Origin of the sequence: Variovorax sp. YR566 (assembly GCF_051992195.1) — a bacterium.
Lineage (GTDB): Bacteria > Pseudomonadota > Gammaproteobacteria > Burkholderiales > Burkholderiaceae_C > Variovorax.
The window spans coordinates 4,347,320-4,370,448 of the sequence record NZ_CP197092.1; the positions used below are offsets into that span (position 1 = coordinate 4,347,320).

A 23,129-nucleotide genomic window follows, 5' to 3' on the forward strand; every position below is an offset into this window, starting at 1 on the left:
AAACGCGTTTTACAAAGGGATTTCCCCTAAGCCGAAACGCCTCGAAACGGCAACTTTTTTAAACAACTATTAGCATAACGAAGCAAATCCTTATGCTTGACCGGGTATTTAGCCACGCTAGAATCCGCCCTGCTCTGACCGCCCGACGCGGCAGAGCCACCCTGAATCCGCTGCCGAACTCCCCCGGCTTGATCAGGTCGCCGCGCCCCTAACCCCCTTCACTCCATGCGCGGAGCCTGATTCGTACCAATCCAAGCGCCGCTGCCTTCATCCCTCGCCTTCCGTGGCGTTGCGACTCGGGTGCCGCACAGAAAGGAAGAGCGATGAACAAGGCGTTTGATGTCACGGCCCGCGGGCTAAGGACCTTCGTGTCCGATGTGGCAGACGGCTTTTTTGAAATTACCCACAACGGGTTTGCACTGGTCGGCCTGGCCATTGTGTTCGCGGCCCTCGCCCTCGTGGCGCGGCCCGACCTGCGCAAGACCGGTGAGGAGCAACTGATGGGCTGGCTGCAGTCGCGCAAGCCTGCGCCTGAAGTCACCGATCTCGAGCCCACCGCCATCGAGCGCACCACGGCCGCGAGCCCCGCCGACCTGCCCAAGCAGCAGGCCGCCGTGGCTTACTGGCTGAGCAAGAAGTACCGCGTGGCCGCCGAACCGCTGAGCGTGCTCGTGGCCGAGGCCTATGGCATTGGCAAGCGCACGAAGATCGACCCGACCTTGATCCTCGCGATCATGGCCGTCGAGTCCAGCTTCAACCCGTTCGCCCAGAGCCAGGTCGGCGCGCAAGGCCTCATGCAGGTCATGACCCGCGTGCACGGCGACAAGTACGAAAGCGCGGGCGGCACGCTCACCGCCTTCGACCCGGTGACCAACATGCGCGTCGGTGTCAAGGTGCTGCAGGAATGCATCTCGCGCGCCGGCTCCCTCGAAGGCGGCCTGCGCTACTACGTGGGCGCGGCCAACCTCGAGGACGACGGCGGCTACGCCGCCAAGGTGATGGCCGAGCACGAACGCCTGCTGCAGGTGGCCAACGGCCGCGCGCCGTCGACGGTCACGCCGCCAACCGTGCGTCCGCAGCCGATCCCTGTGGCAACACCGCCCAAGCCTGCCGAAGAACGCACTGAGCCGGCCAAGGTGGCCCTGCTCTCCTCCGTTTCCTGAAGAGGTTTCGGGCCGGGTGTGAGCTACACTCGGCGGGTACGCGACTGGCGATAGGCGCAGCACCCGAACACGGTGCCACGCGCTGACGTGGAATACCACTGGGAAGCGTACCGCCTGACCACAACAGGCGTTCAGCCGTTCGCCTGGGCAGCCCTTGTTTGGTTGAAGAACAAGGACCTCGTCTTCAAAGGACTGCCATGTACCAACGCAACATCCTGGTCGAACAGACCGATCCCGAAATCTGGGCCGCGATTCAAGCCGAAAACGCGCGCCAGGAACATCACATCGAGCTGATCGCCAGCGAGAACTACGCCTCGCCGGCCGTCATGGCTGCCCAGGGCTCGCAGCTCACTAATAAGTACGCCGAAGGCTATCCGGGCAAGCGCTACTACGGCGGCTGCGAGCACGTCGACGTGGCCGAGCAGCTGGCCATCGACCGCGTCAAGCAGATCTTCGGCGCCGACGCCGCCAACGTGCAGCCGCATTGCGGCGCCTCGGCCAACGAAGCCGTGATGCTCGCCTTCCTGAAGCCCGGCGACACCATCATGGGCATGAGCCTGGCCGAAGGCGGCCACCTGACCCACGGCATGCCTCTCAATATGAGCGGCAAGTGGTTCAACGTCGTGAGCTACGGCCTGGACGCCAACGAAGCCATCGACTACGACGCGATGGAACGCAAGGCGCACGAGCACATGCCCAAGCTCATCATCGCGGGCGCCTCGGCGTATTCGCTGCGCATCGATTTCGAGCGCTTCGCCAAGGTGGCCAAGGACGTCGGCGCGATCTTCATGGTCGACATCGCCCACTACGCAGGCCTCGTGGCCGCGGGCGTGTACCCCAACCCGGTGCCGCATGCCGACGTGGTCACCTCCACCACCCACAAGAGCCTGCGCGGCCCGCGCGGCGGCATCATCCTGATGAAGTCGCAGCACGAGAAGGCCATCAACAGCGCCATCTTCCCCGGCCTGCAAGGCGGCCCGCTGATGCATGTGATCGCCGCCAAGGCCGTCGCTTTCAAGGAAGCCATGGCGCCCGAGTTCAAGGCCTACCAGCAACAGGTGGTCAAGAACGCCCAGATCGTGGCCGACACCCTCACCCAGCGCGGCCTGCGCATCGTGAGCGGACGCACCGAAAGCCACGTGATGCTGGTCGACCTGCGCGCCAAGGGCATCACCGGCAAGGAAGCCGAAGCCGTGCTGGGCAGCGCCCACATGACGATCAACAAGAACGCGATCCCCAACGACCCGGAAAAGCCGATGGTCACCAGCGGCGTGCGCATTGGCACCCCCGCCATGACCACCCGCGGCTTCAAGGACGAAGAGGCCCGAATCACTGCAAACCTTATCGCCGACGTGCTCGAGAACCCGCGCGACGCGGCGAACATCGATGCCGTGCGCGCCAAGGTTCACGCGCTGACGAGCCGCTTCCCTGTCTACCGCTGATTCCGAGCAAGAAGACCTGACCGCATGAAATGCCCTTTTTGCGGTCATCTTGAAACGCAGGTCGTCGAGACCCGCGTTTCGGAAGACGCCGACTTTGTCCGCAGGCGCCGCCAGTGCAGCGCCTGCGACAAGCGCTTCACCACCTACGAGCGGCCGGACGTCAATTTTCCCGTCGTCGTGAAGAAGGACGGCAGCCGCGCCGACTTCGAATCGACCAAGGTGCGCGCCTCCATGATGCTGGCGCTGCGCAAGCGCCCGGTGAGCATCGAGCAGATCGACAACGCCCTGCTGCGCATCGAGCAGAAGCTGCTGGCCAGCGGCCTGCGCGAAATCGACTCGACCAAGGTCGGCGAGCTCGTGATGCGCGAACTCAAGAAGCTCGACAAGGTCGCCTACGTGCGCTTTGCCTCGGTGTACCGCAGCTTCGAGGACGTGGACGAGTTCAGGCAGTTGCTGCGCGATATCTGAGCCGCGTCGGCAACCGACGTACTCTCACAGGCACCTCAACGGTTCCAGCAAAGCTGCACCAGCGCACTCGAAGCGTCGGTGCTGCTGCCCGCCAGCTTGACGCCCAGCTGGTTGACCGTGAGGGTTCCGCACTCGTCATTGCGCGAAGCCCCCGCTGGAACGGCTTGCAAGGTGTAGCTGGTCTCGTTTCTTGCGACATAGCTGATGGAATAGTTCGCCGTGCCGGACGACGGCGACTGCCCCAGTCCGGCCGGCAGCGCGACGGTCGCCGGCGGATAGCGTCCGTTGGCGGTCATGTAGCGCTCGGTCCACTGCGCCGCCTGCAACAACTGTTGTTTGGCATCGGCGCGCTTGGCCCGCAGCACGTAGCGCGTGTAGCTCGGGTAGGCGATGGCGGCGAGGATGCCGATCACCGTCGTCACGATCATGAGTTCGATCAGCGTGAAGCCGCGCGAGCGGCCCCGTCTACCAGTCTGTGTCCTGGATTGCTTTTTCATGGTTCTCCTCCCTTCAGTCGGTCGACATCAGGCTGCGCCAGCCGAAGCGGCGCACGACGTCGGGCCGTGTCAACGTCTTGCACTCTCCGGCGGCATTGCAGATCACGTCCTTGCCCTTTTCCTTGTTCTTCGGCTGAAGAACCATGTCGTCCTTGCCGGAGCGATTCCGGAAGCCGGCATAGGCCCCCACCGCGCCGGAAGTGGAATACGCAATGCCCTCGGGCGCCGAGCCGCTGAAGAAGTCGATTACCAGCGACCAGCCGTCGTCGCCCGTTCCGGCGGTGCAGGTGACCGAATTGCTGCCTGAGCCGGGAATGGTGCTCGAGAACAGCCCGATGCCGCTGGTCAGCACATCACCCGGATAGACGACACGCTCTCCCGACGCAGGCAGCTTCAGGTGCCAGCCGCGCTTGGCCTCCGAGCCGGTGTAGCTCACGGCGTTGTGGGAGACGGTGCGCAACTCGGCATCGCCCTCCTCGACCGGTGTGGCGCCGATGGTCTGCGCCACGAGGTCGCTCCTCGTCGCGGTGCCCGAGCTTCCGTTGACCGGGTCCCAGATGCCGTACAGGTACTGGTCGGCGGTCGAGCGCTCGTCGCCGGAGGCGAACAGCCGACCGGTGCCGAACACCACCATGTAGCCACCGCGCGGATGCCCCACAACCACCGGCGCCGTCGTGATCGGCTGGCTGGCGCCGGCCGCGAACAGCGGCTTGTTGTCGAGGCCGGACGGGGTCGCGGCCCCGGTTGCGGCCGGACGATCCGAGCTGAGAGGCCCCATCGTGGCTTTCCACTGACGGCTGTCGGTGCCGCCGAGGTCGAACTTCCAGAGATTGCCGAGCAGGTCTCCGGCGTAGACAAGGTCGACCTTGCCGTCGCCATTGAGGTCCACCGGACGTGGCGCGGACAGGCCGTTGCCCGTGTCCTTCTCCTGCGTGACCGGCGCCGGAATCTTGAGCACCGCCTTGTCGCCATCGAGATACTGGATCCACAGCACCGCCTTCTCGCTCTTGCTGTTGTAGCCGTTGCCCAGGATCAGGGCCTTTCGGTCGTTGCTCAACCGGGCGACCTGCAGCGCCCGCCCCGAGAAGGAATCGAGCGCAGGCTGCTGGAACTGATGGCCCAGGTCGTCGTCCGCAAGCGCGGTCGTGTCGATCAGCGCGACGCTGGCGGCCTTGCCCTCGTCGACGCTCTCGGGCCTGGTGGCGTCGAGCACGAAATAGCCTTTGCCACCCGCGCCCAGCGTGCCCACGAGCAAAGACTTCCAGTTCGCCGCCTTCTGCTCGTCGGTCGTCTTGGCCGAGGATGTCGGCCCCATGTAGATGTCGGCGACGAAGGCACTGCCGTCGACGTAGTACCGGTGGGTGTAGCCGCCCTCGCTGAGCCGCTTGAGATTCGGCGCCGCCGCCGTGCCGTAGAGGCCTTCGGGCACGTAGGCGAACGCCTCCTTGCCGGTGCTCGCGTTGAAAGCATGCAACATGCCGTCGTTGGCGCCGACATAGACCATCGGCGCGCGGGGGATGGCCGCGAACGCCGCATAGGCGTTGCCGGTGAAGCCGCTCTTCGGCTGTCCCGCGTACCAGACGCTGGAGCCCACGATGTCGCCGAGCACATGGCCGCGCTTGCGGAACTGGCGGCCGGCGCCCTCGTTGCTGCGGTCGCCGCGCAGGAAGTCGAGCACGGCCCGGCCGAGGGCGGTGCTCTCGGCGTCGGTGTCGGTGCTGGCCTTGAGCGCGGCCCTCTGCGCGTCGCCCAAGTGGGCCCACCTGAACGGCACGCCCGCGCCGGTGGTCGCTGCGCGGCCTGCCGACGCAGCCGTGGTGCCGGAGAAGCTGAGTACAACGCGGTCCCGGTCGTGTGCGCCAGTGCTTGCCATGCGGGTATCGAGCAGGTCGCGCGCCGACCAGTCGGCTTTGGCAGCAGGCCTGCCGTCGGTGCCGAACTTCGTGGCGCTGAGTCTGCCGGACCAGTCGGCCGTGTCGTAGCCGGCCTGATAGACGGAAGTGCCTGTCGAGACTCGGGAAGCGCTGGCGGAAATGGAGGTCAGCGGGGTGCCGGTGTTGACCAGGACCTGTCCAAGGATGGATTTGAAGGCGCTGCTCAGGGCTTTGGCATTGGAAGCCGGCGTGAACGTGCCACGGCTGTTCAGGGCGGCATGCCAGAGGTCCATGCGTGCATTGCCACTGAACGGATCCAGCCATTGGATCGAGCCGTCGACCACGCCGGCATAGTCTCCGCTGTAGGTGGGGTGCAATGCAGTCGTCGAGATTTTCGGTCGCGACCACCAGTCACCCGCAGCACCGAACCCGATGAAGTAGGTCGTCAGGTGCTGCCAGGTGGCCGGATCATTCTTGGGATTCCAGTACTCGGGAACCTTGGCACGCCCCACTGTCACGTCGCCCGGTTCGGCAATGATCTTCTTCAGGTTGTTCGGCACGCCTGGTTGCAGATCGCGGGCCCAGTACTCGAAGGTCAAGTCAGCGAGCGTCGGACGCTTCATCCTCCCGAAGTTGTCGGCATAGGGTGCGTACGGCGCGTAGAGGGTGCCGTCCGGGAGCCAGCGGTGCGTGCCGTCTTCGTTGGCGACGATGGGCATGAAGCTCTCGAACCCCGAGGGAGGCCAGTAGTCGCCATCTGTCATGAAGATGTGGAACGACCTGCGGCAGCCCGACTGCGGGGCTCCGGCCACACCCGGATCATCCGAGAAGGGGCTGTGCTGGCCGGTGATCTGCATGTACTCGCCGGCACGGGTCATCATTTCGTGAAGAGGCGTGCCCCCCGTCGCCTGAACGGCATTGACCCAGGCCATGAAATTGGCGCGGTGCGTCCGGTCCAGCGAACGCATCAGGTTCGCGTTGACACGTCCGCCGATCCTGCAAGGAAGCGCGGCGCTTCTGAATGCAGCGCAGTTGCGATCACTGCGATCGTCGTTCAGCGCCTGCCAGGCGAGGCGGATGCGGAGATCGGGAATGTTGGCCTCGGAGAAGTTCTCCCTGAGAGCAGCCTGCAGGGCAGCCATGCCGCTGCCGTACATGCTTCCGGAGTTGTCGACGGAAACGATCACGTTCGGCGCCGGCTCCGCGACCGCGGCATTTCGCGGCACCTGCGCCAGCGGATACTGCGCGGCGTGCACGACGGTCTGTGCCAGCACCAGGCCGGACACGACGGCGCGTCCCGGCAGCTTCCTGATCCTCATCTCTTTCTCTCCCTATATTCAGTTCACCCCGGAGACCGGGTCCGGATCGAAGGACACCTGCAGCTCGACCTTCGTCGCATCCCCTTTGCCGGTGCCGCTGCGCGCTCCCGTGGCAGTCGCCGTGATGCGATACAGCGGGTATTTGCTGTTCCTTCGATCGATCACCTCGATCCAGTACCTGGCGCCGCGCAGCGCCGGACTGCCGGCACTGGGCGCTCCGGTGAACTCGCCGTACCTGGCGTACTCGGCCTTGTAGGCATCGCCGCGCCAGAAGCGGTAGGCCTCGCTGCCGGCGGCGGCGGCGACCGAATCGGGTTCGGAGAAATAGCAGATGCCCCGCTCGCAGCTGTTGGGGCCGGCGTTCATGTAGGCGGTGACCCAGCCCGTATCCCGGTCGGGAAAGACGCGGACGTCTTCCGCCTTGCGGCAGCGCGCCGCGGCAAGTGCCGAACACGCCACGTAGGTCTTGCTCGCGGAATCGAAGGCCAGCTGCCGGATGTCGCGCTCCGCATCCAGCAGCGCTGCCTCGGCGGCCTCGAAGGCGCGCTGGTATTCGCGCTGGTTGCCCGCCATCGACTCGAGAAGCACCGCGGTGCGCGCGCCACCGATCAGCAGCAGGGCCGAAAGCAGCAGCATGATCATCACGATGAACAGCGTGAAGCCATGCTGCGCCGGCAGTTCGCCGGCCAGCCTGCGGGCGGGACCTGTCGCCTTCGCCGTGCTCACAACGCCCCCAGGTCGTTTCGCAGCGAGAACACTGCCGTGTAGACGCGCCGCAGCCTGCCGTCGCCGCTCGTCTTCGAGACCCCGTCGCAGTCGACATGGCTGCCTGCAGGGTTGCTCCTGGAAGTGCCTGCGAGCTGCAGGCAGATGCGAACCGTGCGGACGTCGCGGAAGCCCTCATCGACGTCGTCGGCCGTCACGTAGCGCACCACCTGCCGGCTTCCGGATGTGGCGCTGACCCCATACATGACGTCGAAACGCTCCACACCGTCGATGACCGGCTGCGGGGTCGTATTGCCGCTGCCCCGGCACCTGAGCGCGCCGTCCGACACGGAGAACTCGCTGGTGATGAGCCGCGCGTTGCCCTGCGCTTCGGGGGCGGTACGGTCGTATTCGCCGCCCGAAGACCGCCCTGGCTCCTGACCCAGGCAGTCCTTGAAATAGTCGGGGTTCGGCGCATAGCCCAGCTTCAGCTTGTCATTGGCGGAGCCTCCCGCAGACTCCACGCCCTTGATCGCGAAGAAAGCCCGCTCGTCGTTCAGGTTGGTGCCCCGGTCGGCACTGACGTTGAAGTAGTAGAGCGGCTCAGTGGGATCGATGGGGATGTAGCCGGCCTGCCGTATCTGCTGGCCCAGCATCCTGAAGGCCAGCGCCGAGGACTGGTTGAGCGTGTTGACGTCGTCGCCGGTCATAGCGGCGCTGCGCGTGCCGAGCATGGCCGCGATCGCGGCCAGCACGATCAGCATGCCGACGACCAGCGCGACGAGGAACTCGACCAGCGTGAAGCCGGATGGCGTTCGGCGCTTCATGGCTGCGGCACCGCGACGGCGACTTCGAGGCAGGCCTTTCCCGTGGGGCACTGCCAGTTCGGGTCGGGCGCGATCGGGTCGATCACCGCCGGCTCGTCCCAGGCAACGTGTATGAACAGCATGCCGCCCGCCGTCGCGCTGGCCTTCACGTCGGCCATCCCGCCGGGCAAGGCGGCAGCTATCGCACGCTTCCAGCTCCACAGATCGTGCGCCGCAAGTTCGGCGGCATTGCAGGCGGCCCTGGCCCCCTCGCAAGAAAGGCTGGGCCGGTCGGCTGCTGCAGCCGACCAGTCTGACACGTACCGGCTGGGCTTCGCCGCCGCTGCTGCGGGATTGGCACGGATGCGATCGGCCATGTCGCCGGCCAGCTGCATTGCGAAGTTCTGGTTGCTTGCGCCGACGCTGTCGACCAGCACGCGAACCTGGAAACCGGCCAGCGCCAGCAGGCCCAGCGAGAGCACGAGCAGCGCGACCAGCGCTTCGATCATCGAGAAGCCCGACTGCACCCGATGCAGCCGGCGAACGCAAAGACGCTGCATCAGCACGAGCCGTCTGCCTTCCCCAGCCGTACGCGCCCGCCGAGCGCGAGGCATACCGCAACGATGTTGGATGAATCGGCGCTGTCGGCCGGACGAAGGCGAAAACGGCCCGCGCCGGTCGAGTGGCCCATGGGGTCGAACGACATGGTGCCAGCCGGACTCTTCTCGATGGAGACACGGCCGTCGGGGTCCTGGCGCTTGAGGATTTCGGCGGCGTCGCCGCTTCCGACCAGCGTCTCCCAGCCGCAGCTCCAATCCCGGCCCTGGCACCCCGGTCGCTGCTGCATGGTCACCTTCACCCCTCGGCGAGCCGCCTCGGCGCGGGCATCGCTCACGCTCGCCATCAGCGCCTTGGCCATGGCTTCGACCCGATACCGTTCGACGAGGCCGCTGAAACTCGGCAACGCCAATCCCAGCATCACGGCCATCAGTACGATCACGACCATCATCTCGATGAGCGTGAAGCCTCGTTCGGACGCGCAGAATCCGTTGTTGTCCATGTCGTGCCGCCCGCCGCCTTGCACCTGTGTGCCGGACGGGCGCTCCTCCCTGATTTCGATGGGTGCGAATTCTATTTTTCCGATTTCCCATTGGCCGGCCAATAACGCCAATTGCGCGACAGACGGTCAAAACAAATGGATTGGCGGCGAATTGTTTTCAATGGATTTCAAAATTGACATTTGCAAGGTAATTGATTTAACAAAAGAATGACAAAAGAAAATCCGGATTTCATGATTCAGGCCCTGGATCTCGCGCGCCAGGCCGGCCCGGAGACCGATCCGAACCCCCGCGTCGGCTGCGTGCTGGCTGCGCCCGACGGCACGGTGATCGGGAGGGGCCACACCCAGCAGGTCGGCGGTCCGCATGCGGAGGTGATGGCGCTGCGCGATGCGACGGCGCGCGGCAATTCGGTCGCCGGCGCGACGGCCTGGGTCACGCTGGAGCCCTGTTCGCATCACGGCCGTACAGGCCCGTGCTGCGATGCCCTGGTCGCGGCCGGCATCGGCCGGGTCGTGGCGGCGATGGCCGATCCCAACCCGCTGGTTTCGGGCCAGGGCTTCGAGCGGCTGCGTGCCGCGGGCGTGGCGGTCGAGGTCGGGCCTGGAGCCGATGAGGCTCGGGAGCTCAACCTCGGCTTTTTCAGCCGGATGGTGCGCAAGACGCCGTGGGTGCGGCTCAAGGCGGCGGCCTCGCTCGACGGCAAGACCGGCCTGCGCAACGGCGTGAGCCAGTGGATCACTTCCGAGCCGGCACGCGCCGACGGCCATGCCTGGCGGGCTCGCGCCAGCGCAGTGCTGACCGGCGTGGGCACGGTGCTGGAAGACGACCCGCGCCTCGACGTGCGGCTGGTGCAGACCACGCGTCAGCCGCGCGTCGTGGTGATCGACAGCCAGCTGCAGACGCCCCCGGCTGCGAAGCTCTTCATGCCCGGCCGCGCGGTCTGGATCTACGCCGCCAGGCAGGACGAACAGAAGGCCGCCGCGCTGGAGGCGCGCGGTGCAACCGTTACCTACTTGCCGAATGCGCAGGGCAAGGTCGACCTCGCTGCGATGCTGAAGGATCTCGCCCGCCGCGAAGTCAACGAATTGCATGTCGAGGCCGGGCACAAGCTCAATGGCTCGCTGCTGCGCGAAGGGCTGGTCGACGAGTTGTTGATTTACCTGGCACCCAAGCTGATCGGCGACGGGCTGGATATCGCCTCGGGCATCCACGTCGGCGGCGCATTGACCGAATTGACGGGCGCTCTTCCCCTCGAATTCCGCGGCTTCGAGCAGATCGGGCCCGACCTGCGCATCGTGGCCCGAGTCGCCGGAAGGGACACCTTCTGACGTTTAGCCCGAAGCCCCTCTCGTTCTCTGCGAAAATGCCGAGATGTTCACCGGAATCATCACCGGCGTGGGGCGCATCGCCGCCATCCACGACCTCGGCACCTCCTCCTCCTTTGGCAAAAGACTCAGCATTGCGGTGCCCGACGGGTATCTCGATGACGTGGGCCTTGGCGACAGCATCGCGCTCAACGGCGCCTGCATGACCGTCACCACGCTCGCTCCCGAGCGACAGCAGTTCACTATCGACATTTCCGCCGAGTCCCTCGACAAGACCGCGGGCCTGACCGACGAGGGCAGCCGCATCAACCTCGAAAAGGCCCTGCGCGCCAGCGACCGTCTCGGCGGCCACATCGTGTCGGGCCATGTGGACGGCATCGGCACCGTGAGCTTCTTCGAGCCCATCGGCGAAAGCTGGGAACTGCGGGTGGTGGCACCGCCCGCGCTGGCCCGCTTCCTCGCCTACAAGGGCTCGATCACCGTCAACGGCGTGAGCCTCACCGTCAACAAGGTGAACGACATCGAAGGCGGCGCCGAGATCAGCATCAACCTGATCCCGCACACCGTCGAAAACACTTCCCTCGGCGGCCTGAAGGCCGGCTCGAAGGTCAACCTCGAAATCGATACCGTGGCGCGCTACGTGGAGCGCATGCTTCAGGCGGGTGTGCTGGTGCCCCCCTCTTCCACGTATTCCAAGGACACAGCCGAATGAACGCCTCCGTCACGCCGATCGGCGCTCCCCGCGCCGCGCGCGCCCCAGCCCCGATCTCGTCGGTCGAGGAAATCGTGGCCGAGCTTGCCGCCGGCCGCATGGTGATCCTGGTCGACGAGGAAGATCGCGAGAACGAAGGCGACATCGTCGTCGCGGCCGACCACATCACGCCCGAGGCCATCAACTTCATGGCGCGCCACGCCCGCGGCCTGATCTGCCTCACGCTCTCGCGCGAGATGTGCGAGCGGCTGCAGCTGCCGCCGATGGTGCAGCGCAACGGCGCCAAGCATTCGACCGCGTTCACCGTTTCCATCGAAGCGGCCGAAGGCGTGACCACCGGCATCTCCGCCGCCGACCGCGCCCGCACCGTGCAGGCCGCCGTGGCACCCAACGCCGTAGCTGCCGATCTGGTGCAGCCCGGCCACATCTTCCCGCTGCAGGCAGTGGACGGCGGCGTGCTGATGCGCGCCGGCCATACCGAAGCCGGCTGCGACCTCGCCGCCATGGCCGGCTGCTCGCCGGCCTCGGTGATCTGCGAGGTGATGAACGAAGACGGCACCATGGCCCGCCTGCCCGACCTGCAGATCTTTGCGGCTGAACATGGCCTCAAGATCGGCACCATCGCCGCGCTCATCGAGCACCGCAGCCGCGTCGAGTCGCTGGTCGAAAAAGTCGGCTGCCGCGAGATCCAGACCAACTGGGGCGCCTTCACCGCCCACGCTTTCCGCGACAAGCCCAGCCACGGCGTGCACCTTGCGCTGGTACGCGGCAAGTGGGCCCCCGAAGACACGGTGTCGGTGCGCGTGCACGAGCCGCTGTCGGTGCTCGACGCGCTCGAAATCAACCGCTCCTTGCACTCGTGGAGCCTCGACGCCAGCCTTTCGCACATCGCGAACGAGGGCAAGGGCGTGGCCGTGCTGCTGAACTGCGGCGAAACCGCCGGTGAGCTGCTCGCCCAGTTCGACGGCACCGCGCGCCCCGCGCAGGCACCCGAGCGCGGCCGCATGGACCTGCGCAGCTACGGCATCGGCGCGCAGATCCTGCGCGAATGCGGCGTGCACAAGATGAATCTGCTGGGCACGCCGCGTCGCATGCCAAGCATGGCGGCGGGCTACGGGCTCGAAATCGCCGGCTACCTCACGAAAGACTGAACGACCATGCAAGGTTCAAACAAGGGCGAGACAACGCTCAACGGCAAAGGCCTGCGCATCGGCATCGTGCAGGCGCGCTTCAACGCCGACATCACCGATGCGCTGGCTTCGGCCTGCCTCTCGGAGCTCGAGGCGCTGGGCGTGGCCGCCAGCGACATCCATCACCTGCAGGTTCCCGGTGCGCTCGAAGTGCCCGTGGCGCTGCAGGCGCTCGCCGAACGCGGCGGCTACCACGCGCTGGTGGCGCTGGGCTGCATCATCCGCGGCGAAACCTATCACTTCGAACTCGTGGCCAACGAATCGGGCGCGAGCGTGAGCCGCATTGCGCTCGACTACCGCCTGCCCATCGCCAACGCGATCCTCACCACCGAAAACCTCGAGCAGGCCATCGCCCGCCAGACCGACAAGGGCCGCGATGCAGCCCGCGTGGCGGTCGAGATGGCGCAACTGCTGGCCACCCTTTCATGACCGAAGACACCTCCAAGCCCCTCAAGCCCGCTGGCGCCAAGCCGCGCCAGTCGCGCGTCGGCCTCACCAGCACGGGCGCGCGCAAGGCTTCGGCCAAGTCGAACCGCAGCCGCGCGCGCGAGTTCGCGCTGCAGGCGCTCTACCAGCACCTGGTGGGCCGCAACGACCCGACCGACATCGACCACTTCACGCGCGACCTCGCAGGCTTCCACAAGGCCGATGCGCTGCACTACGACGCGCTGCTGCACGGTTCGATCGAAGGCGCCGAGCAGCTCGACGCACTGATCCGCCCCCTGCTCGACCGCAAGTTCGAAGAGATCTCGCCCATCGAGCACGCCGTGATGTGGATCGGCGTGTACGAGTTCCAGAACTGCCCCGACGTGCCGTGGCGCGTGGTGCTCAACGAGTGCATCGAACTCGCCAAGGAATTCGGCGGCACCGACGGACACAAGTACGTGAACGCCGTGCTCAACGGACTGGCGCCGCAGTTGCGTCCACTTGAAGTGGAAGCAGACCGCGCTTCGGGGAAAGCAAAGGCATGAGGATTTCGGCGCGCGCGCAGCGCATCGAGCCCTTCTATGTGATGGAAGTGGCGAAGGCCGCAAGTGCTCTGGCACGCCAGGTCGCCCACACCGACCGGCCGATGATCTTCCTGAACATCGGCGAGCCCGACTTCACCGCCCCGCCTCTGGTGCAGGAAGCCGCAGCCCGCGCCGTGCGCGCCGGCGCCACGCAGTACACGCAGGCAACCGGCCTCGACCACCTGCGCGAACGCATCAGCGCCTGGTACCGCCAGCGCTTCAACGTCGACGTGCCGGCCCGCCGCATCGTCGTCACTGCCGGAGCCTCGGCCGCCCTGCAGCTTGCCTGCCTCGCGCTGATCGAATCCGGCGACGAGATCCTGATGCCCGACCCGAGCTACCCGTGCAACCGCCACTTCGTGAGCGCGGCGGACGGCAAGGCCGTGCTGGTGCCGACCACCGCCGAAGAGCGCTTCCAGCTCACGGCGGCCAAGGTCGAGGCCGCATGGACCGACAAGACGCGCGGGGTGCTGCTCGCGTCGCCGTCGAACCCGACCGGCACTTCGATCGCGCCCGATGAACTGCGCCGCATCCACGAGGTGGTGTCGCAGCGCGGCGGCATCACGCTGATCGACGAGATCTACCTCGGCCTCTCGTACGACGATGCCTTCGGACAGACGGCGCTGGCCATCGACGACAACGTCATCAGCATCAACAGCTTCAGCAAGTACTTCAACATGACCGGCTGGCGCCTTGGCTGGCTGGTGGTGCCCGAAGTGCTGGTCCCGGTGGTCGAGCGCCTCGCGCAAAACCTCTTCATCTGCGCGAGCACGGTGTCGCAGTACGCGGCGCTGGCCTGCTTCGAGGACGAGAGCATTGCCGAGTACGAACGCCGCCGCGCCGAATTCAAGGCGCGCCGCGACTGGTTCATTCCGCAGCTCAACGCGTTGGGCCTGAACGTGCCCGTGGTGCCCGACGGCGCCTTCTACGCCTGGGCCGACTGCACGAGCTTCGCCGAAAAGCTCGGCATCTCGGGCAGCTGGGACTTCGCCTTCGAGACCATGAAGCGCGCCCACGTCGCCGTCACGCCCGGTCGCGACTTCGGCACAGCCGAGACGGCCAAGTTCGTGCGCTTCTCCACTGCCAGTTCGATGGCGCACTTGCAGGAATCCATCGAACGCCTGCGGGCCATGGCAGAGAACCAGGCGCAATGAGCTACGCGTTTCCGATCCGCGTCTACTGGGAAGACACCGACGCCGGCGGCATCGTGTTCTACGCCAACTACCTGAAGTTCATGGAGCGCGGTCGCACCGAATGGCTGCGCTCCCTGGGCGTCGAACAGCGCAAGCTGCGCGAGGAAACGGGCGGCCAGTTCGTGGTGAGCGAAACGCAGCTCAAATACCATCGGCCCTCGCGGCTGGACGACGAACTGCTCGTTACAGCCGATCTTCAACAATTGGGCACTGCGTCGTTGATAATCGGTCAGCGAGTGCTATCAAAAACAGAGCAAGAGCAAACGGGAGCCTCGGCACCCGTCTTGCTGTGCGAAGGCACGATCCGCATCGGCTGGGTGGACGCCGCCACATTGCGTCCCGCACGCATTCCGAAGCAAGTGACGGGAACCCTCGAGCGCTACAGCGGCTCCATGACACAACCTTTCAAGCCATGAACCAAGACCTCTCCATCATCAATCTCCTGCTCCATGCGAGCTTCGTGGTTCAACTGGTCGTGCTGCTGCTGGTGATCGTCTCGATCGCCAGTTGGGCCGCGATCATCCGCAAGTACTTCGCACTGCGGCGCATGCGTGCCCTCAACGACGACTTCGAACGCGAGTTCTGGTCGGGCACCAGCCTCAATGAGCTGTTCGCCTCGGCCGCGCAGAACGCCAAGTTCGCCGGCCCCATGGAGCGCATCTTCGCTTCGGGCATGCGCGAATATCAAAAGCTGCGCGAACGCCACGTGACCGATGCTCCCACGCTGCTCGACGGCGCCCGCCGCGCGATGCGCGCCAGCTTCCAGCGCGAGCTGGACGCGGCCGAGCAGAACCTCTCGTTCCTGGCCACCGTGGGCTCGGTGTCTCCGTACGTCGGCCTGTTCGGCACGGTCTGGGGCATCATGCACGCCTTCACCGGCCTGGCTGCGCTGGCGCAGGTGACGCTGGCCACTGTGGCGCCCGGCATCGCCGAGGCGCTGGTGGCCACGGCCATCGGCCTGTTCGCTGCCATTCCTGCCGTTGTCGGCTACAACCGCTTCGCCCGCGAGATCGACAAGATCGCCATTGCCCTCGAAACCTACATCGAGGAGTTCTCCAACATCCTGCAGCGCAACCTGTCGGCCAATCCGACGGCCGGCGGCGCCGCATCGTCGGTGGCTCCGGCCAACCGCTGAACGGAGGCGCAGCGCATGCCCGCCGTTTCATCCCGGGGCCGCGGCCGCCGGACGATCAACGAGATCAACATGGTCCCGTTCATCGACGTGATGCTGGTGCTGCTGATCATCTTCATGGTCACGGCACCGCTCATCACGCCGAGCGTGATCAACCTGCCCTCGGTCGACCGCGCCAACAAGCAGCCCGACAAGCCCATCGAGATCGTCATCAAGAGCGAAGACGAAGTACAGATAAAGAAAGATCCGTCCACCGGCTCGGGCGGCACCTCGATCCCCATGACCCAGATCGGCTCCGCGGCCAAGCAGGCCCAGGGCGGCGACGACCAGCGCCCGGTGGTCATCAGCGCCGACAAGTCGGTGAAGTACGAAACCGTCGTGAAGGCGATGAACCAGCTCAAGCGCAGCGGCATCGAGCGCGTGGGCCTGTCGGTCACGACCACGGGCGGCAAATAAGGCATGTCGCTCGCACTGGATCGCCCCGAGTTCGCGCCGCCGCCACAGCGCGGCACGCCGCGTGCCGTCGTGCTGGCCCTCATTGCGCATGCGTTGCTGATTGCCGCGCTGACATGGGGCGTGCGCTGGCGCAGCGACCCCGACGAAGGCGCGGTCGACGCGGAGCTGTGGTCGTCCACGGTGCAGCAGGCGGCGCCCCGCCTGCAGGCACCGCAAGCCCCCACACCTGCCCCCGCGCCGCCGCCGCCCGCACCCGCACCGCCGCCCCCACCGGTGGCGAAGGCGCCCGAGCCCGCACCCGTGCCGAAGGCGCCCGACATTGCCCTGGAGCGCGAGAAGAAGCTCAAGGAGCAGAAGGAACAGAAAGAGCGCGAACTCGAGCAGCAACAGCAGCAGAAGAAGAAAGAGCTCGAAGCCAAGCAGCGCGCCGAAGACGAGGCCCAGCGCAAGAAAGAGCAGCAGCAGAAGCTCGCCGACCAGAAGAAGCAACAGGAAGCCGAGGCCAAGCAGGCTGAAGCCAAGAAGGCCGATGCCGCTGCGAAGCAGGCAGCCGCCGACCGTGCCGCCGCGCTCAAGCGCATGCAGGGTCTTGCGGGCGCCAGCGGTGCCGACGATTCGAAGGGCACAGCCCAGCGTTCGTCGGGCCCTTCGAGCGGCTACGCCGGCCGCATCGCCGCGGCCGTGCGTCCGAACATCACCTTCCCCGATGCCGACATGGTGAACGGCAACCCGGCCGCGGAGTTCGAAGTCAACCTGGCGCCCGACGGCACCATCGTCGGCGTCAAGCTCAGCAAGTCGAGCGGCCTGCAGGGCTGGGACGAGGCCGCCGAACGCGGCCTGCGCAAGACCGAGAAGCTGCCGCGCGACACCGACGGGCGCATCTTCCCCTCGCTGATCGTGTCGCTGCGGCCCAAGCGCTGACGGCACAACGTCGATTCGAGCATCGATTCCGGGCGGCAATGAACAACCGCCCGGAACTCGTTCGATGCCGCGCTGTCTACACGCGGACAACAACAGCCGGGCGCCACGCCCGCACAAGATGAATCCCAACGGCCGCATCCGCTACGGCAGCAGTCCGCTGCTCGCCAGCCCCACCCCCGTGTGGCGCAGCAAATTCATCGTGGCCAGCATCGCCTTCGGCTTCGTGCTGCTGGCAGGTCGGGCCGCCTATGTCCAGATCTTCAACAACGACTTCTTCCAGCATCAGGGCGAGGTGCGCTACCAGCGCACACTGGAGCTGCCGGCCAACCGGGGCCGCATCCTCGACCGCAACGGGCTGATCCTGGCCTCCGACATTCCGGCGCCCAGCATCTGGGCCATTCCCGAGGACATCGAGCGCGACGACCCCGAGGTACAGGCCAAGCTCAAGCAGGCCGCCAAGCTGCTCGGCATGCCGCAGAAGGACTTCGACAAGAAGCTGGAGGACGAGGACAAGACCTTCGTATGGCTCAAGCGCCAGGTCGACCAGCCGGTTGCCAAGGAGGTTGCGGCGCTCAACATCAAGGGCATCTACCTGCGCCGCGACTACCGTCGCCAGTATCCCGAGGGCGAGGCGGCGGCGCACCTGGCCGGCTTCACCAACGTGGAAGACATCGGGCAGGAAGGCGTGGAGCTGGCCTTCAACCAGGAGCTGGCTGGCAAGTCCGGCTCGCGCCACGTCCTCAAGGACCGGCTGGGCCACATCGTCGAGGACACCGAGGACCAGGTGCCGCCGACCGAAGGCCACGACATCCAGCTGAGCATCGACGACCGCGTGCAGTTCGTGGCCTACGAGAAGATCCGCGACGCCGTCGTCGCCAACAAGGCGCGTGCCGGCAGCGTGGTGGTGGTCGATGCGCAGACGGGCGAACTGCTGGCCATGGCCAACTACCCGAGCTACGACCCCAACGACCGCCGCAACCTTACCGGCGAGCAGCTGCGCAACCGCGCGATGACCGACGTGTTCGAGCCGGGCTCGACGATGAAGCCGATCACCATCGCCACCGCGCTGCAGCTGGGCCGAGTCACCCCCAAGACCATCATCGACACCAACCCCGGGCGCATCACCGTGTCGGGCGCGACCATCCACGACGACGAGAACTTCGGCGTGCTGACGGTCGAGGGTGTGATCCAGAAGTCGAGCAACGTGGGCGCCACCAAGATCTCGCAGCGCATGACTGCGCAGGAGATGTGGAATTCGCTCACGGCCGTGGGCCTCGGGCAGAAGCCGCAGACGCCCTTCCCCGGCGCGGTAACGGGCCGGCTGCGGCCGTGGAAGTCATGGCGCCCCATCGAGCAGGCCACCATGTCGTACGGCTACGGCCTCTCGGCCTCGCTGTTCCAGATCGCGCATGCGTACACCGCCTTCGCGCACAACGGCGAGGTGATCCCGGTGAGTCTGCTGAAGAACATGGGCGAGGAGCCGGCCGGCGTGCAGGTGTTTTCGCCGCTGGTCGCAAGCGAGGTGCGCCAGATGATGCACATGGCGGCCGCGCCCGGCGGCACCGCGCCGCTGGCGCAGACCGTGGGCTATTCGGTGGGCGGCAAGACCGGCACCGCGCACAAGCAGGTCGGCAAGGGCTACGCCAGCAACAAGTACCGCGCCTGGTACACCGGCATGTCGCCCATCGACAAGCCGCGCATCATCGTCGCGGTGATGGTCGACGAACCCAGCGCCGGCAAGTACTTCGGCGGGCTGGTGGCGGCACCTGTGTTCAGCCAGGTTGTGCAGCAGACGCTGCGCATCATGAACGTGGTGCCCGACCTCGCCGTGGCGCCAATGGCGCACTGAGCCCGCGAACCCGGTTCAGCGCACTACGCTGAGCCGCTTCACGTCGAGCTCGGCCTTGTTGCCGACCAGGTCCTTGTCGAACTCCCCGGATATCTCGACGCGCACCTTGTCGTCGATCTTCACGCCGGCCGGGAAATGCTTGGCGTCGATCTCCACTTTCATGCGGCCGGTGTCGTCGGCAAAGGTGTAGTGCTCGCCGCCGTCATGCGACACGATGAAGCCGCGCAGCGTGGCGTGCTGATCATCCTTGCCGGTGTCGAGCAGTTGCTTGACGCTCATCGTCGGCACGGTGCTGGGGCCGGCGTACTGGGCGGATGCGGCAAAGGGCAACGCCAGGGCCAATGCGAGGACGAGGGATGATTTCTTCATGGCGAGTTCCTCCTTGAACTGCTGATTGGAAAAAGCAGAAAGGATCGTAGCGGGCCCGTCAAAGGGCCCACGCCACCCAAGCACTTGTCGCGCTCTTGCAGCGCGCGATCAGATCAGTCGTAGACGATCAGCGCCTTGCCCGCTTCCGCCTGCGCGGTCCAGCTGGCCAGCGCCGCATCGGTCGGGAAGAACTTGGCGCGCTCGCCCAGTTGCAGCTCGACCTGCGCGCCGCCACGCGCCATCGACAGACGCACCGGCAGGCCCTGGATCAGGTCGCCGACCTCGGTCTGCTCGGTGCGCGGCGGAAAGTCTTTCAGCAGGCGTGCGATGTCGGGCGCCTTGCCGTTCACCGCCACGCGCAGGAACTTGCCGAAGCGGCAGCGCGCCGTGGCAAGGTCCCACACCTGCTGCACCTGGAAGCGCGCCTCGAAGCCGCCGCGCGCGGGCTGTAGCCGGCCGCTGACGATGACCAGTTCGTCGTCTTTCAGCGTGTTGCGGTTGGCGTTGATGGTCGCCTCGTCGGCGGTGGCGTCGATCGAGTCCGACTTGTCGTCGAGCTTGAAGATCGCCAGCCGGCCGCGCTGGCCGTTGATCACGCGGAAGTCGCTCACGATGCCGGCAATGACCTGCTGGTCGCGGCTGTCGAGCAGGTCGCCGATCTCGCGCTTGCAGAAGCGCCGCACTTCGTGCGAAACCTCGTCGAACAGGTGGCCCGAGAGGTAGAAGCCGACGGCTGTTTTCTCGAGCGTCAGCCGCTCCTTCACGCCCCAGGGCGTGGCGTCGACGAGGTCGGGCTCGGCGGTGGCCGAGCCGTGCTCGGCGTCGCCGAAGATGTCGACCTGCGATGCATTGGCCGCGGTGGCATTCGCAAATTCGAAGGCACGGTCGAGCGAGGCGATCAGCGACGCGCGGTTCTGCTGAATGGCGTCGAAGGCGCCGGCCTTGATCAGCGCTTCGACCGTGCGCTTGTTGATGCGCTGGCGGTCGATGCGCACGCAGAAGTCGAACAGGCTCTTGAACGGCCCGCCCTCTTCGCGCGCCCGCACCACGGCCTCGACCGCGAGCTGGCCCGTGCCCTTCACGGCGCCCAGGCCGTAGCGAATGATCTTGTTGGTGACAGGCTCGAAGCGGTAGTTGCCGCGGTTCACGTCCGGCGGCTCGAAGGTGATGCCGAAGTTCTTCTGGGCGTCTTCGAACAGCAGCTTGAGCTTGTCCGTGTCGTCCATTTCCACGGTCATATTGGCGCAGAAGAACTCGGCCGTGTAGTGAACCTTGAGCCAGCCCGTGTGGTACGCCAGCAGCGAGTAGGCAGCAGCGTGCGACTTGTTGAAGCCGTAGCCCGCGAACTTCTCCATCAAGTCGAAGATTTCGTCGGCTTTGTCCTGGACGATGCCGTGCGTTGCAAGGGCGCCCGCGCGGAATTTCTCGCGGTGCTCGGCCATCTCCTCGAGCTTCTTCTTGCCCATTGCGCGGCGCAGCAAGTCGGCGCCGCCGAGCGAGTAGCCGCCCAGGATCTGCGCGGTCTGCATCACCTGCTCCTGGTAGACCATGATCCCGTAGGTCTCGGAGAGCATCTCGGCCACGGCCGGGTGTGGGTACTCCACCGTCTCGCGGCCGTGCTTGCGCGCCACGAAGCTGGGAATCAGGTCCATCGGGCCCGGGCGATACAGCGCGTTCAGCGCAATCAGGTCTTCCAGGCGCGTCGGGCGCGCATCTTTCAGCATGCCCTGCATGCCGCGCGATTCAAACTGGAACACCGCTTCCGTCTTGCCGTCGGAGAACAGCCGGTATGTAGCCGCGTCGTTCAGCGGGATGTTCTCGAACGCGAAGTTCTCCTGGCCCTTGTGGCGCTTCATGATGAACTCGCGCGCAATCTCCAGGATGGTGAGCGTGGCGAGGCCCAAGAAGTCGAACTTCACGAGGCCGATGGCTTCGACGTCGTCCTTGTCGTACTGGCTCACGGCCGATTCGCTGCCGGGCTGCTGGTAGAGCGGGCAGAAGTCGGTGAGCTTGCCCGGCGCGATGAGCACACCACCGGCGTGCATGCCGATGTTTCGGGTCATGCCTTCGAGCTTTTGCGCGAGCTCGACCAGCATGCGGACTTCTTCTTCCTTCTCGATGCGCTCCGCCAGTTGCGGCTCCATCTCGATGGCGTAGTTGTTCTTGTCGCCTTCGATCTTCTTCTCGGGCGGGTATTGCAGCGTGACCGACATGCCGGGCTTGTTCGGAATCAGCTTGCTGATGCCGTCGCAGAACATGTAGCTCATGTCGAGTACGCGACCCACGTCGCGGATGGCCGCGCGCGCGGCCATGGTGCCGAAGGTGGCGATCTGGCTCACGGCGTTGCGGCCGTACTTGTCCTTCACGTAGTCGATCACGCGGTCGCGGTTGCCCTGGCAGAAGTCGATGTCGAAGTCGGGCATCGAGACGCGCTCGGGGTTCAGGAAACGCTCGAACAGCAGCTTGTATTCGAGTGGGTCCAGGTCGGTGATCTTCAGCGCATAGGCCACCAGCGAGCCCGCGCCCGAGCCCCGGCCCGGGCCCACCGGGCAGCCGTTGGCCTTGGCCCACTGGATGAAGTCACCCACGATCAGGAAGTAGCCGGGGAACCCCATGTTCAGGATCGTGTTGATCTCGAACTCCAGCCGCTCCACGTAGCGCGGGCGCTCGGCCTCGCGCTTGGCCTCGTCGGGGTAGAGGTGCTTCAGGCGCACCTCCAGGCCTTCGAACGACTCCTGGCGGAAGAAGTCGTCGATCGGCATGCGCACGCCTTCGCTGACGAAGGGCGTCGGAAAGTCGGGCAGCTGCGGCTTGCCCAGCACCAGCGTCAGGTTGCAACGCTTGGCGATCTCGACCGTGTTGGCCAGCGCGCTCGGCACGTCGGCGAACAGCGCCTGCATTTCGGCGGTCGACTTGAAATACTGCTCTTCGGTGAACCGGCGCACCCGGCGCGGGTTGCCGAGAATTTCGCCTTCGGAAATGCACACGCGCGCCTCGTGCGCTTCGTAGTCTTCGCGGGCGGCGAACTGCACGGGATGCGTGGCGACCACCGGCAGGTGCAGCCGGGCCGCCAGCTGCACAGCGGCGATGACGTGCGGCTCATCCTCGGGCCGGCCTGCGCGCTGCAGCTCGATGTAGAAGCGGTGCGGAAAAATCCCCGCCAGCCGCAATGCCAGCTCGGCCGCGCGCTCGCCCTGCCCCTGCAGCAACGGCTGCCCCAACGGCCCGGCCTGCGCGCCCGAGAGCGCAATCAGCCCGCCCGCGAGCTCTTCGAGCCATTCCAGCTTGCAGGCCGCCTGCGACTGGCCCCGGCCCACGTTCTGCGTCCACGCCCGCGCCAGCAGTTCGGACAGGTGCAGATAGCCTTCAATGTTCTGCACCAGCAGCACGATGCGGGTGAGCACGCCGGGCTCCTTGCCCAGCCCTTCCACGAAGACTTCCGCACCGATGATGGGCTTGACGCCCTTGCCGCGGCCCTGCTTGTAGAACTTGACCGCCCCGAACAGGTTGTTCAGGTCGGTGATGGCCAGCGCGGGCTGCTTGTCGGCAGCGGCGGCCTTGATGACTTCGTCGATCCGGTTGGTGCCGTCGACGACGGAAAATTCGGTGTGCAGGCGCAGGTGAACAAACATCCGGC

22 protein-coding genes and 1 riboswitch are annotated in these 23,129 nt (G+C 66.1%); of the genes, 14 read left to right on the forward strand and 8 right to left on the reverse strand.

The window, feature by feature from the left end; translation table 11 throughout:
- Positions 1 to 323 precede the first annotated feature (323 nt).
- The 3 genes from ACTG4X_RS20425 to nrdR all read left to right on the forward strand — a co-directional run bounded on the left by ACTG4X_RS20425 (position 324) and on the right by nrdR (position 3,073).
- On the forward strand, positions 324 to 1,163 hold the full coding sequence (locus tag ACTG4X_RS20425; protein WP_093055958.1) for a lytic transglycosylase domain-containing protein: 840 nt from the start codon (positions 324 to 326) through the stop codon (positions 1,161 to 1,163).
- Positions 1,164 to 1,193: 30 nt separating this feature from the next.
- Positions 1,194 to 1,319: riboswitch (ZMP/ZTP riboswitch) on the forward strand.
- A gap of 41 nt (positions 1,320 to 1,360) precedes the next feature.
- Entirely contained in the window at positions 1,361 to 2,605 is a 1,245-nt protein-coding gene (glyA, locus tag ACTG4X_RS20430; RefSeq protein ID WP_093073667.1) for a serine hydroxymethyltransferase, read from the forward strand.
- Between the two features lie 24 nt (positions 2,606 to 2,629).
- Positions 2,630 to 3,073, forward strand: a complete 444-nt coding sequence (nrdR, locus tag ACTG4X_RS20435; protein WP_093175968.1) for a transcriptional regulator NrdR — start codon at positions 2,630 to 2,632, stop codon at positions 3,071 to 3,073.
- A gap of 35 nt (positions 3,074 to 3,108) precedes the next feature.
- Here the strand turns inward: nrdR and ACTG4X_RS20440 are convergent, their stop codons facing one another.
- From ACTG4X_RS20440 to ACTG4X_RS20465, 6 genes are read right to left on the reverse strand one after another with little or no spacing between them, the layout of a single operon-like run.
- Positions 3,109 to 3,570: a type IV pilin protein gene (locus ACTG4X_RS20440; protein WP_093175970.1), complete on the reverse strand. Its 462-nt coding sequence runs from the start codon at positions 3,568 to 3,570 to the stop codon at positions 3,109 to 3,111.
- A gap of 13 nt (positions 3,571 to 3,583) precedes the next feature.
- Complete coding sequence (locus tag ACTG4X_RS20445) at positions 3,584 to 6,763, reverse strand: PilC/PilY family type IV pilus protein (protein WP_440531752.1); 3,180 nt, start codon at positions 6,761 to 6,763, stop codon at positions 3,584 to 3,586.
- Between the two features lie 18 nt (positions 6,764 to 6,781).
- A complete protein-coding gene (locus ACTG4X_RS20450; protein WP_093055950.1) occupies positions 6,782 to 7,489 on the reverse strand; it encodes a pilus assembly PilX family protein in 708 nt (235 codons plus the stop codon).
- Positions 7,486 to 8,295: a PilW family protein gene (locus tag ACTG4X_RS20455; RefSeq protein ID WP_440531753.1), complete on the reverse strand. Its 810-nt coding sequence runs from the start codon at positions 8,293 to 8,295 to the stop codon at positions 7,486 to 7,488. Before ACTG4X_RS20455 ends, ACTG4X_RS20450 begins: the two co-directional genes overlap by 4 nt.
- Complete coding sequence (gene pilV, locus ACTG4X_RS20460) at positions 8,292 to 8,834, reverse strand: type IV pilus modification protein PilV (RefSeq protein ID WP_440531754.1); 543 nt, start codon at positions 8,832 to 8,834, stop codon at positions 8,292 to 8,294. The genes ACTG4X_RS20455 and pilV overlap by 4 nt, the downstream gene beginning before the upstream one ends.
- A complete protein-coding gene (locus ACTG4X_RS20465) occupies positions 8,834 to 9,334 on the reverse strand; it encodes a GspH/FimT family pseudopilin (protein WP_440531755.1) in 501 nt (166 codons plus the stop codon). The genes pilV and ACTG4X_RS20465 overlap by 1 nt, the downstream gene beginning before the upstream one ends.
- Positions 9,335 to 9,541: 207 nt before the next feature.
- Here ACTG4X_RS20465 and ribD point away from each other — a divergent pair, with 207 nt between their 5' ends.
- The 11 genes from ribD to ACTG4X_RS20520 all read left to right on the forward strand — a co-directional run bounded on the left by ribD (position 9,542) and on the right by ACTG4X_RS20520 (position 19,123).
- Entirely contained in the window at positions 9,542 to 10,663 is a 1,122-nt protein-coding gene (gene ribD, locus ACTG4X_RS20470; RefSeq protein ID WP_440531756.1) for a bifunctional diaminohydroxyphosphoribosylaminopyrimidine deaminase/5-amino-6-(5-phosphoribosylamino)uracil reductase RibD, read from the forward strand.
- A gap of 43 nt (positions 10,664 to 10,706) precedes the next feature.
- Positions 10,707 to 11,372 carry a riboflavin synthase gene (locus ACTG4X_RS20475; RefSeq protein ID WP_093073651.1) on the forward strand — a complete coding sequence of 222 codons (666 nt, stop codon included), beginning with the start codon at positions 10,707 to 10,709 and terminating at the stop codon, positions 11,370 to 11,372.
- Complete coding sequence (gene ribBA, locus ACTG4X_RS20480) at positions 11,369 to 12,523, forward strand: bifunctional 3,4-dihydroxy-2-butanone-4-phosphate synthase/GTP cyclohydrolase II (RefSeq protein ID WP_093073649.1); 1,155 nt, start codon at positions 11,369 to 11,371, stop codon at positions 12,521 to 12,523. Before ACTG4X_RS20475 ends, ribBA begins: the two co-directional genes overlap by 4 nt.
- Before the next feature lie 6 nt (positions 12,524 to 12,529).
- Complete coding sequence (gene ribH / locus ACTG4X_RS20485; RefSeq protein WP_093055938.1) at positions 12,530 to 12,991, forward strand: 6,7-dimethyl-8-ribityllumazine synthase; 462 nt, start codon at positions 12,530 to 12,532, stop codon at positions 12,989 to 12,991.
- Positions 12,988 to 13,533: a transcription antitermination factor NusB gene (gene nusB / locus ACTG4X_RS20490; RefSeq protein WP_007837974.1), complete on the forward strand. Its 546-nt coding sequence runs from the start codon at positions 12,988 to 12,990 to the stop codon at positions 13,531 to 13,533. The genes ribH and nusB overlap by 4 nt, the downstream gene beginning before the upstream one ends.
- On the forward strand, positions 13,530 to 14,726 hold the full coding sequence (locus ACTG4X_RS20495) for a pyridoxal phosphate-dependent aminotransferase (protein ID WP_440531757.1): 1,197 nt from the start codon (positions 13,530 to 13,532) through the stop codon (positions 14,724 to 14,726). The genes nusB and ACTG4X_RS20495 overlap by 4 nt, the downstream gene beginning before the upstream one ends.
- On the forward strand, positions 14,723 to 15,181 hold the full coding sequence (gene ybgC / locus ACTG4X_RS20500) for a tol-pal system-associated acyl-CoA thioesterase (RefSeq protein WP_440531758.1): 459 nt from the start codon (positions 14,723 to 14,725) through the stop codon (positions 15,179 to 15,181). Before ACTG4X_RS20495 ends, ybgC begins: the two co-directional genes overlap by 4 nt.
- Positions 15,178 to 15,900 carry a protein TolQ gene (gene tolQ, locus ACTG4X_RS20505; RefSeq protein ID WP_093055932.1) on the forward strand — a complete coding sequence of 241 codons (723 nt, stop codon included), beginning with the start codon at positions 15,178 to 15,180 and terminating at the stop codon, positions 15,898 to 15,900. Before ybgC ends, tolQ begins: the two co-directional genes overlap by 4 nt.
- A 15-nt stretch (positions 15,901 to 15,915) precedes the next feature.
- Positions 15,916 to 16,353: an ExbD/TolR family protein gene (locus ACTG4X_RS20510; protein ID WP_093055930.1), complete on the forward strand. Its 438-nt coding sequence runs from the start codon at positions 15,916 to 15,918 to the stop codon at positions 16,351 to 16,353.
- A gap of 3 nt (positions 16,354 to 16,356) precedes the next feature.
- Positions 16,357 to 17,274: a cell envelope integrity protein TolA gene (gene tolA / locus ACTG4X_RS20515; RefSeq protein WP_440531759.1), complete on the forward strand. Its 918-nt coding sequence runs from the start codon at positions 16,357 to 16,359 to the stop codon at positions 17,272 to 17,274.
- Between the two features lie 118 nt (positions 17,275 to 17,392).
- Complete coding sequence (locus tag ACTG4X_RS20520) at positions 17,393 to 19,123, forward strand: peptidoglycan D,D-transpeptidase FtsI family protein (protein ID WP_093055926.1); 1,731 nt, start codon at positions 17,393 to 17,395, stop codon at positions 19,121 to 19,123.
- A gap of 15 nt (positions 19,124 to 19,138) precedes the next feature.
- On the opposite strand, the gene ACTG4X_RS20525 is transcribed toward ACTG4X_RS20520, so the two are convergent.
- Both ACTG4X_RS20525 and dnaE read right to left on the reverse strand, forming a co-directional pair.
- Entirely contained in the window at positions 19,139 to 19,492 is a 354-nt protein-coding gene (locus ACTG4X_RS20525) for a YgiW/YdeI family stress tolerance OB fold protein (protein WP_093055924.1), read from the reverse strand.
- 113 nt (positions 19,493 to 19,605) lie between these two features.
- A complete protein-coding gene (gene dnaE / locus ACTG4X_RS20530) occupies positions 19,606 to 23,124 on the reverse strand; it encodes a DNA polymerase III subunit alpha (RefSeq protein ID WP_093055922.1) in 3,519 nt (1,172 codons plus the stop codon).
- Positions 23,125 to 23,129 lie beyond the last annotated feature (5 nt).

Bases quoted from the DNA above. Each gene is read 5' to 3' on its own strand.
- ACTG4X_RS20425 (WP_093055958.1), top strand. From the start codon at position 324: ATGAACAAGGCGTTTGATGTCACGGCCCGCGGGCTAAGGACCTTCGTG.
- glyA (WP_093073667.1), top strand. From the start codon at position 1,361: ATGTACCAACGCAACATCCTGGTCGAACAGACCGATCCCGAAATCTGG.
- nrdR (WP_093175968.1), top strand. From the start codon at position 2,630: ATGAAATGCCCTTTTTGCGGTCATCTTGAAACGCAGGTCGTCGAGACC.
- ACTG4X_RS20440 (WP_093175970.1), bottom strand. From the start codon at position 3,570: ATGAAAAAGCAATCCAGGACACAGACTGGTAGACGGGGCCGCTCGCGC.
- ACTG4X_RS20445 (WP_440531752.1), bottom strand. From the start codon at position 6,763: ATGAGGATCAGGAAGCTGCCGGGACGCGCCGTCGTGTCCGGCCTGGTG.
- ACTG4X_RS20455 (WP_440531753.1), bottom strand. From the start codon at position 8,295: ATGAAGCGCCGAACGCCATCCGGCTTCACGCTGGTCGAGTTCCTCGTC.
- pilV (WP_440531754.1), bottom strand. From the start codon at position 8,834: ATGCAGCGTCTTTGCGTTCGCCGGCTGCATCGGGTGCAGTCGGGCTTC.
- ACTG4X_RS20465 (WP_440531755.1), bottom strand. From the start codon at position 9,334: ATGGACAACAACGGATTCTGCGCGTCCGAACGAGGCTTCACGCTCATC.
- ribD (WP_440531756.1), top strand. From the start codon at position 9,542: ATGACAAAAGAAAATCCGGATTTCATGATTCAGGCCCTGGATCTCGCG.
- ACTG4X_RS20475 (WP_093073651.1), top strand. From the start codon at position 10,707: ATGTTCACCGGAATCATCACCGGCGTGGGGCGCATCGCCGCCATCCAC.
- ribBA (WP_093073649.1), top strand. From the start codon at position 11,369: ATGAACGCCTCCGTCACGCCGATCGGCGCTCCCCGCGCCGCGCGCGCC.
- ribH (WP_093055938.1), top strand. From the start codon at position 12,530: ATGCAAGGTTCAAACAAGGGCGAGACAACGCTCAACGGCAAAGGCCTG.
- nusB (WP_007837974.1), top strand. From the start codon at position 12,988: ATGACCGAAGACACCTCCAAGCCCCTCAAGCCCGCTGGCGCCAAGCCG.
- ACTG4X_RS20495 (WP_440531757.1), top strand. From the start codon at position 13,530: ATGAGGATTTCGGCGCGCGCGCAGCGCATCGAGCCCTTCTATGTGATG.
- ybgC (WP_440531758.1), top strand. From the start codon at position 14,723: ATGAGCTACGCGTTTCCGATCCGCGTCTACTGGGAAGACACCGACGCC.
- tolQ (WP_093055932.1), top strand. From the start codon at position 15,178: ATGAACCAAGACCTCTCCATCATCAATCTCCTGCTCCATGCGAGCTTC.
- ACTG4X_RS20510 (WP_093055930.1), top strand. From the start codon at position 15,916: ATGCCCGCCGTTTCATCCCGGGGCCGCGGCCGCCGGACGATCAACGAG.
- tolA (WP_440531759.1), top strand. From the start codon at position 16,357: ATGTCGCTCGCACTGGATCGCCCCGAGTTCGCGCCGCCGCCACAGCGC.
- ACTG4X_RS20520 (WP_093055926.1), top strand. From the start codon at position 17,393: ATGAATCCCAACGGCCGCATCCGCTACGGCAGCAGTCCGCTGCTCGCC.
- ACTG4X_RS20525 (WP_093055924.1), bottom strand. From the start codon at position 19,492: ATGAAGAAATCATCCCTCGTCCTCGCATTGGCCCTGGCGTTGCCCTTT.
- dnaE (WP_093055922.1), bottom strand. From the start codon at position 23,124: ATGTTTGTTCACCTGCGCCTGCACACCGAATTTTCCGTCGTCGACGGC.